At 42.2% G+C, this 8,851-nt stretch carries 5 protein-coding genes and 1 rRNA gene; 1 reads left to right on the top strand and 5 read right to left on the bottom strand.

What is annotated here, in order from left to right; all coding sequences use genetic code 11:
* Nucleotides 1-416 precede the first annotated feature (416 nt).
* The 3 genes from AC1D0K_RS30560 to AC1D0K_RS30550 form a co-directional block, all read right to left on the bottom strand.
* Nucleotides 417-1,193 (bottom strand): GLPGLI family protein, encoded by a 777-nt coding sequence (locus tag AC1D0K_RS30560; RefSeq protein ID WP_295711294.1) that lies wholly within the window; start codon nt 1,191-1,193, stop codon nt 417-419.
* Nucleotides 1,194-1,199: 6 nt separating this feature from the next.
* Entirely contained in the window at nt 1,200-4,037 is a 2,838-nt protein-coding gene (locus tag AC1D0K_RS30555; RefSeq protein ID WP_477399116.1) for an outer membrane beta-barrel protein, read from the bottom strand.
* A gap of 189 nt (nt 4,038-4,226) precedes the next feature.
* Complete coding sequence (locus AC1D0K_RS30550) at nt 4,227-5,537, bottom strand: amino acid permease (RefSeq protein ID WP_477399114.1); 1,311 nt, start codon at nt 5,535-5,537, stop codon at nt 4,227-4,229.
* Nucleotides 5,538-5,856: 319 nt separating this feature from the next.
* On the opposite strand from AC1D0K_RS30550, the gene AC1D0K_RS30545 reads away from it, so the two are divergent.
* Nucleotides 5,857-7,557 carry a PQQ-dependent sugar dehydrogenase gene (locus tag AC1D0K_RS30545; RefSeq protein WP_477399112.1) on the top strand — a complete coding sequence of 567 codons (1,701 nt, stop codon included), beginning with the start codon at nt 5,857-5,859 and terminating at the stop codon, nt 7,555-7,557.
* Nucleotides 7,558-7,657: 100 nt separating this feature from the next.
* On the opposite strand, the gene AC1D0K_RS30540 is transcribed toward AC1D0K_RS30545, so the two are convergent.
* Nucleotides 7,658-8,446 (bottom strand): glycine-rich domain-containing protein, encoded by a 789-nt coding sequence (locus AC1D0K_RS30540; protein WP_477399111.1) that lies wholly within the window; start codon nt 8,444-8,446, stop codon nt 7,658-7,660.
* Between the two features lie 168 nt (nt 8,447-8,614).
* Nucleotides 8,615-8,726: ribosomal RNA gene (gene rrf, locus AC1D0K_RS30535) — 5S ribosomal RNA — on the bottom strand.
* Nucleotides 8,727-8,851 lie beyond the last annotated feature (125 nt).

The raw sequence follows: 8,851 nt of genomic DNA, 5'->3' as shown, positions 1-8,851 counted from the left end.
GTAATACTTTAAGAAACTTCGGGGATCAGTATCATGTGCTGAATAGAAATCCTTGGCAAACCTAAAAATGGAGTGCTCTCCGCGTTTTACCTGCTCATATTCTGTAATTAGAAAACGATACTTATTCAGGTAGTTCCGCTTTAATGTAAGGTCATTGTTAATGTTTCGCATAACATTTAGCTTTATTCCTTAAAGCTAATTCTGTTACCGAATTAGTTGACCTTTACAATTGCGAGGCACGAAGCAATCCCCGACTTGTAGAGTCGCTGTGCAAATCCGCCCTGTAATTTGGGGATTGCTTCGTCGTACCTCCTCGCAATGACGATCTTTTTTTAAGATGTCATTACTGTTTTTTCCAAGTTAACCTTGGTTGTTACTCGCGATGACGACCGTTTTTTACGGGCATGCGCAATATATTACAACACAAACGCCTTTAAATAGGAGTTGGATTGGTTACCCCAGTCTTTCATAACCCCGGTTAGTGTAGCAGATAGTTCCTTCCGGTTTACCTGTTTACCTTTTTTGGGTGCGGTAAGAGCTTTATCGTCAACAACTATCTCGTTCACTTTGGTGGCAAACCAGGTTACGTTTTCGTGAGGGATAGCAAGCCCTAATATCATCCCCGGTAAACCGGCAAATGACTCTGGTCCGCCGGATACGGGTATATCATCGGTATAAAAAGCTACAACATAAATCGAATCCAATACCAGCGCATTAGCCCTGCGACATGTAAAGCCGGCTATTTCGCGAGTTTCGGTGGTTATTTTCCAGTCTATTTTACGTACACTATCCTTTACCAGGAAAACCGATTCAAAAACCTTTTTCTGGTTAATACTGGTGTTGGTATTCAAATCTGTTTGTACAACGTTGTTCTGCCCAACCATGGGGTTATCCAGAAAAAAAGTGTTGCTTACGTTCTCGGGCTCAATAGGCGTAAACAAAGTTTTGTTATTGCCAAAGGCCAGGGTACTTTTCAATTTCCTGAACTGCGGCTGATTTTTTTTGTATGAATCAAAAGCCGGCTGCAGCCACGCTTCATTATCCTTATCAATTATTTTTTGAAAAACGGCATACATGTTCACGCTTTTTTCAAACTCGATGGTGCCATTGGTTGTAAAGTGCTTGTTTTGGGCAAACAGCGTATTGCCGCCAAGCATAAATAAACAGGTTGCAAATAAAATGAGTTTTTTCATGGTTGGTTATTTTTTAGGTGCTGCGCCGCCGCCAACGTGGTTAAAGTCCCAAACAAGCGAAAGCATAAAGAATCTTCTGATAGCTGTGTATCTTTCCTGCGAAAGTTGGTTAGCGCTCCCGGTTCTGCTATAACCTGTATTTTGATTTAGCAGATCGTTACCGGCAAGGTATATTTTAATGCTTTCGTCTTTCATGAATGATTTACCGATGGTGGCATTTAAGATCGTTTTTCTGAAATCCTCGGGAAACGACTGCGTTTTTGCATTAAACTGGTAATTACAATCAGACCCGATGGTAAAATGCAGCGGCAGGTAAATATTAAATCCGCCGCTGGCCTGAAAGCCACGGCCGTTGTTGTTAATATTTGGTTGCAATGAGGATGAGTTTATGGTATAAGTAGGCCCAAAGGACGCATTGATATCATACTTTTTCTGTTTGTACTTTGATAACCTGAATTCGGCCGAGTAGGTATATGATTGCGTTTTATTTAACAGATTGGCGCCCGAATCAATTTTAGAGTAATTATAATAGGTATTGCCATTGACATTTATGCCAAGCCCAGCATTGATATCAACCTTAGGTATTTTTCTGTCAAAGTAAATACTTCCATACATATTTACAGTTTGCTTATTTTTAAGGTTGGTGTATTGATAGGTACTTGCACCATCAACAGTAGATACATTGCTCACTATTGGGTTATAGGTATTAGAATAAGATCCATACAGCCATATAGATTGTCCGCTCAGTACTTTATAGGAGTTATAGCTAAAATTTAAGCGGTTGGTGTATGATGGCCGCAGGTTGGCATTACCCAGCGTAATGTTCAGGTTATCGGTATTTACTTTTACGGGTTGTATCTGGTCAATAGTTGGTTGAGTAGTATTGCCATTATAACTCAGCCTTACCGACTCCTGCTGAGAAAAGCGATATTGGAAAGTGGCTTGCGGAAACCAGTTGGTAAAATTACGAACACGCTCGGTACCTGTAATCTCATTTATCTGTTTAAAATTAACGGCTGAAACCCTCGAACCGAAATTAAATGTACTTTTCTTGCTTTTGTAATTGAAGTTTAAGCCAAACTGGTTCGATACCTGGTTTAGCTTATAATTATTACTTACCGTGGTATCAAGCGTATTATACTGTTTTGACCCATCAGTATTTATTCCCGAAGCGTTGTATGATCTCCTGTCGGCACTGTTGTTACTCACGTTGATGCCATAATTTACAATTGCCGAAAAGGTTTTTGAAAGCGGCTCGGTATAGGTAAGGTTTGTGTTTAAGATATTGGTTTTAACGTTTGTTGTTTTACGCTGATCAGTGATGGTATCTTTAGTGGCAGTCGCGGTGTTATCAAAAGCCGTTGTATCAAAAAACTTTGTTCGGGCATATAAATGCCCATCCGAATTACTTTGATTAAAACCCTCGGTTACGTTTACTGATAACGTACGACCAACCTTTTTAAACTTCTTGGTATAAAACGCGCTGGCATTAAATATTTTTTGATGCACATTATTATCAATAGTACGGTTGTTGGTGTTTTGCAATGATCCATTGGCCCGCTTGCTCACATAATCATAAGTATTATTAGTGATGGTGTTTTTATCTGTTCCATCAACCATCAGTTTTAAATTTTGTGCTGTATCAAGCTTTACCTGGTAGGTTAGATCCAGCTTTTGCCGAAACATGTGGTTGTGAAAAATCTGATCAGAGTTATTAGTGGTAAAGGTATTGCCGTAATTGTTTTGCGTTAGCGTAGTTTTGGTACCATCAACATTTAACGAACCTATTTTAAAATTGCCGTTGATAGATTGTTTATCGCCGTCCCATTTGGTATCGTAATGCGCACCCGCCGATCTCGCAAGGGGAATCCCCTCGCCATCAAACCGGCCACTAAACGAGTCAAGATCGTCGCCTCCTCCGCCATTGAAATAAATCTCTCCCCCATCGCCAAATTCAAGACCGCCACTGCCGCCGTATTTACTATTATCATCCCAGCCTAAACCTACTTTACCCGTATTGCCCAAAGTGCCGTATACCGAAAGCTTTTGTTTGCCCTTAAACCTGTTGAAAAGTATCTGCTCCTGGTAATATTTATCGGTACCGCCATCAGCATCTATTTTACCAAAATAGCCGTTCTTTTTATCCTCTTTAAGTTTAATGTTGATGGTTTTATTCTTTACACCATCATCGATACCGGTAAAAGCGGCCTGGTCGCTTTTTTTATCATAAAGCTGTACTTTATCTACCATATCGGCACGCAGGTTTTTGGTAACCAGGGTAGGATCATCACCAAAAAACTCTTCCCCATCAACCAATACTTTACTTACGGTTTGGCCCTGGGCGGTAATTTTGCCGTCTTTATCCACCTGTATGCCCGGAAGCTCTTTCAGCAAGTCCTCTACCTTAGCATTGGGTTGTACAGTGAAAGCCTTGGCATTAAATTCGGTCGTATCGCCCTTAATTTTAACAGCAGCTACCTGGGCTTTTATAATTACCTCTTTAAGCAGCTGTGTTTTAAGTATCATACCAATATTGCCGAAATTATGTGTAGTGTGTGCAGAATCCAACGTAAAGCGCTCCACAAAATCGGCATAACCAGAGTAGGATACCAGCAGGATAAATTTTCCCTTTTTAAGGTTGCTTATGGCAAACTGCCCTTCGCTTACCCTGGTAAATTTTTGCAGAATGGAATCTTTGGCATTTAAAACAGCTACTGTTGCATTGGTAAGTTTTGAATTTGATGCTGTATCGGCAACCAAACCTTTAATGGAATAACTATTTTGCGCAAAAACAGAAAACGTACTTAAGCAAAATATTATTAGTGCAGGAATTGTGATTTTCATAAGGTAGTTTATGAGAACCAAGGTATAACTAAGTTTTTAGTAATCAAAGCTGTTTAACACTTGTGCTATGAAATTTAACACTTTAGCGCCAAAATTTAACATTTACAATGGATGGATATTATTGAAACTATTGATTTACAAATAAATAATAAAAGCGTAATATTAGTAATACAAAATACTAAACAGGCCTTAATCCCTTTCTTTGCTTTTTTTATATGCTACCCAAACATAAAACGGGATGCTGATCATCAGCAATAAAAACCCATAATAAACGGCCTCCTTGCCAGTGCCGGCAATATTCCATAACGCATAACCAAACGCTAAAATGGCCAGCAGTACAGCACCCGCCCAGCCGTTAGTTTGTTTAGCTTTTGCCTTGATGATGAGGTATGAGGCGGCTGATAGCAGGTAAGGGATCAGCATAGATAATAAGGATAGCAGCAGTAAAAACCTAAACTGCTCTACAAGCCCTTTGGTATAATTCATGCTCATGAAAACAGATACCAGCGCGCTGCTTAAAAGAATCCCTACATAAGGCACCCCTTTTTTGTTCTGCCTGGCAAATATCGTCGGGAATAGTTTATCCTTTGCAGTAGCAAAGGGCATTTGCCCTTGCATCAGCGTCCACCCGTTAAGTGCGCCAAAAGCGGCAATGGCCACACCCGCACTTACCCAATAGCGGGCACTGCTACCGTAAATTACAACAGCCGCATCGGCATATGGAGTAACGGAACGCTGTAATTGTGCTGCAGGGATTATACCCAATACACTTACGCTACCCAAAATATAAACCAAAGTGGCTATGAATAAACCTATCATGGTTGCTTTAGGTATCGTTTTCTCCGGATTGATTACACTACCCGCGGGTATAGTGGCACATTCGATACCTATAAATGAAAACATGGTCAGGGCAGCGGTAGCACTTATTGCACCATAAGTAGTATTGCCGCTACTGTTAAAGGGCGTAAAGTTTTTAAGTTGCAAAAAAAACAAGCCGCCAACAGCCACCAGTAGCAATGGCAAAACCTTAAGAATGGTTGTTATCAATTGCAATTTGCCGCTGGTAACAACACCAAGCGTATTGATATAGGTGAGTAACCATATTGCGCACAAACCTGTTGAAACAGCCGCAATATTACTGGTGGCCAGTACCGGGAAAAAAGTGCTAAGCGCGCTTACCAATGATATGGTGATAGCCGCATTGGCGCATGAGGTAGATATGAAATATCCCCAGGCTACCAGGAATCCTGCAAAATCGCCAAAACCATTGCGGGTAAATGCATACGGCCCCCCGGTAGCATGCGGCAGCAATTTGCTCATATTACTGAAAACTTTGGCAAGGAAGAATGAGCCAATGGCCGAAAATACCCAACCCAGCAAACCTATACTACCAAAACCGGCCATGGCCGCTGGCATCAAGAATACACCGGCACCTATCATATTGCCCACCACCAGGGAGGTGCTCGTCCATAAACCTAATTTTTTTTCAGATGCGGGCATATATGTTCTGTTTATAAAGGATGATAAGATAGGGTTTTTATTAAATATGGATGATAAAATTATTGATACGCAGTATTAGCTTCCCGATAACTTTCTCTGTGCGGCGGCAAAGTTTTAACCCGCTTCAAAAACATTTAGCACCTAAAATCCTTATAATACCGGCAATGCTTGAAATTTTACAATAACCCATTCAAATAATATTGATCTTTTTCTGATCCTCGAAATGATAAAGCACAATTTTTTACGCGTGAAAAGGCTTTTAAAAAGTTTGGCACATCGGCCCATAACGCATATTACAGTTATTGGTATTGCGTTAATCATGATCAGTTTTACGGTTATCGTAAAAAAAAATAAAATCCTCTTAGCTGATGCAAACAACGGGGGATTATACCTCCCTGGTAATTTTAAAGCCCTTATTGTGATTGATAGCCTGGAGGGCCGGGCACGCCATCTTGCCGTAAATACCAATGGCGATATTTATGTAAAACTTCGCTTCCCCGATTCCATTGGCGGCAATGTGGCCGTTCGTGATACCGATCAGGATGGCAAGGCTGACATCATTCAAAAATTTGGCGATTACGATGATAAGGGACCTTATGGCACGGCAATGCGCGTTCACAAAGGTTATCTATATTTCAGTTCGGAGGTAAATGTTTACCGAACCAAATTGAACCCGGCAACGTTGGTACCCGATGGCCCGCTGGAGTTAATATTACATGACGCGCATGGCGAGCACGAGCACGATGCCAAACCCCTGGCCTTTGATAATGACGGGCATATGTACGTAGCCTTTGGCGCGCCATCAAACGCCTGCCAGGAACAAAATCGTGTACCGGGCTCACCGGGGATAAAGGGCTGTCCGCTTTTGCAGGAATATGGAGGCATTTGGCAATTTGATGAGGCCAAGCCCAACCAGCAGCAAAAAGATGGTATACGCTACGCTACCGGCTTGCGCAGCGTGGTGGCCATGGACTGGAATACCGCCGATAACTGCCTGTATGTAGTGGCCCATGGCAGAGATGACTTTCGCCTGCTATTCCCTAAAATTTTTAGTGCATGGCAAAGCGCGGTTATGCCGGCGGAAGAATTTTTAAAAATTAAAAAAGGCACCGACGTAGGCTGGCCCTATTATTATTACGATCCTATTAAACATAAAAAACTACTGAACCCCGAATATGGAGGCGATGGAAAAAAAGCAGGTAATGGCGCCAGGTATGCGCAGCCATTGATAGCTTTCCAAGCGCATTGGGCACCCAACGACCTGCTTTTTTACACCGGCAACCAATTTCCGGCCAGGTATAAGAATGGCGCATTTGTAGCTTTCCATGGGTCGACCAATAGATCGCCCTATCCGCAGGCAGGGTTCTTTGTTGCCTTTGTTCCCTTTAAAAATGGTGTCCCTAGTGGTTCATGGGAAATATTTGCAGATGGCTTTGCGGCACACAATACCGTTGTAAGCGTAAGTGACGCAGTTTGCCGCCCCATGGGATTATCTGTTGGCCCCGATGGTTCGCTCTATGTGAGTGATACCGAAAAAGGCAGGGTTTGGCGCATTTTTTACCAGGGCGATAAAAGTAACTTCACCGATGTTCAACTTGCTAAAATGGAACTGCGTAAAAAATTACCAAATTTTAAAATGCCCAACCCTGTGCGTAATAATATTGCAACGGGTATGCTCAAAGGCGGAGCCCAAATATATGCTAACTACTGTGCTAACTGCCACCAAAAAAACGGGAAAGGCGATGGCAACCTATTCCCGCCGCTAAATGGATCTGAATGGGTTACCGGTGGCAAATACATGGAAAAAGACCTGGCCATACAGGTTTTACTAAATGGCCTGGAAGGACCTGTTAAGGTCAAAAATAAACCATACAACAGCGTAATGCCCAAGCATAATTTTTTAACCGATACCCAAATAGCACAAGTGCTTACCTATATCCGCAGTAATTTCGGTAACAACAGCAGCCTGATTACCGCATCAGAAGTTAAAAAGGTAAGGGCAAGCCTGGGCGTAAAATAAACATTCACCGGATAGAGCAGGCATCAGGTCTTTGCTTGCTTTACAAACCCCTTAACCTATCATCTTATAATTTCTTAATTACCTCCAATTTTCATATTCACTAATGGCTGCCACAACCGCTACAACCAGATGCCGAGCAGCCAGAACAGCCACTACTGCACCCGCTATCACCGCCATGACCATCATGCCCGGAATGGCCACCATGATGAACATTGTCATCACCACTGCAACCATTGTCGCTGCAACCACCGTTACTGCTCCCTCCACTTTCATTTTGATAAACAGCTATTACTACTATAACAATAACAGCTACCATTATACCGATAGCTATAGCAGTTTCTGAAGCCTGAATAAACAAGCCCACAACAATAATAAGCATAAGTAATATTGCCACCTGGCTCCCGTTACCGGGTTTGGGCAGCAGCCAATACCTAGTCATATTTACGCGTTGGAAATTGATATCAGTAAAACGAGTGATGTTATTTTGCCATATATCAACGGGTGGAGCTGTATCAAAGAATTGTGTATATAACTGTTGGGTACGTGTGTAATAGCCATTAAACTTACCAGCCTCGGCCTTACCTCCCCGGGTTGGGTTATGATGAATTTCCTGCCCGAGGACGTTTCTGCACAGACCGGTCCAGTATGATTGAGTATAAGTTAAATGCAGATGCCAGGCCTGGTCTACGGGATCAGATGGGGTAACTCCATCTGAACTGTTACAGCAAAGGAAAATGAACTTTTTATATTCGATGATGACCCGTGCGGTATAAACTTTAGTCCAGCCATTTTCACGTGCCAGCCTTTCCGAAAACGTAAAATCAACTTCTGGATCATCTAATTGAAAGTTTTGAATGTTTTGCCAAAGTTGCTCCTGTTGCGATGTCATGGTTTAAGGTATGTGCCTTAAATGTAACAAAAAGAACGGCAAACGAAAAAGGAACTGAAACCAAGGCGGAGCCAGGAGCCTGCCGGTATGGATAGATTATCCTAAACGCAAAAACCCCTCATCCGATAGATGAAGGGTTTCACGATTCAGCCTTTTGGGGCTTTTAAGATTGGGCACCGACCTACTCTCCCACGTTTTAACGCAGTACCATCGGCTCTGGCGGGCTTGACTTCTCTGTTCGGAATGGGAAGAGGTAGACACCGCCGATATAGGCACCTGAATTTCTTTTGAGCTAAAAGCTCAAGGCTAAAAGCATAAAGCTTTTTTGCCAATTCATTATTTGTTTGCTGCTCCGCTTTCGGCTTTACGCCTTTAGCTCTCAGCTAAACAATGACATATTATTGA

The sequence above is a fragment of the Mucilaginibacter sp. P1_A3 genome, from assembly GCF_056406855.1.
Note: the sequence above shows the minus strand (reverse complement) of the source record. Positions and strands in the feature narration are given on the sequence as shown.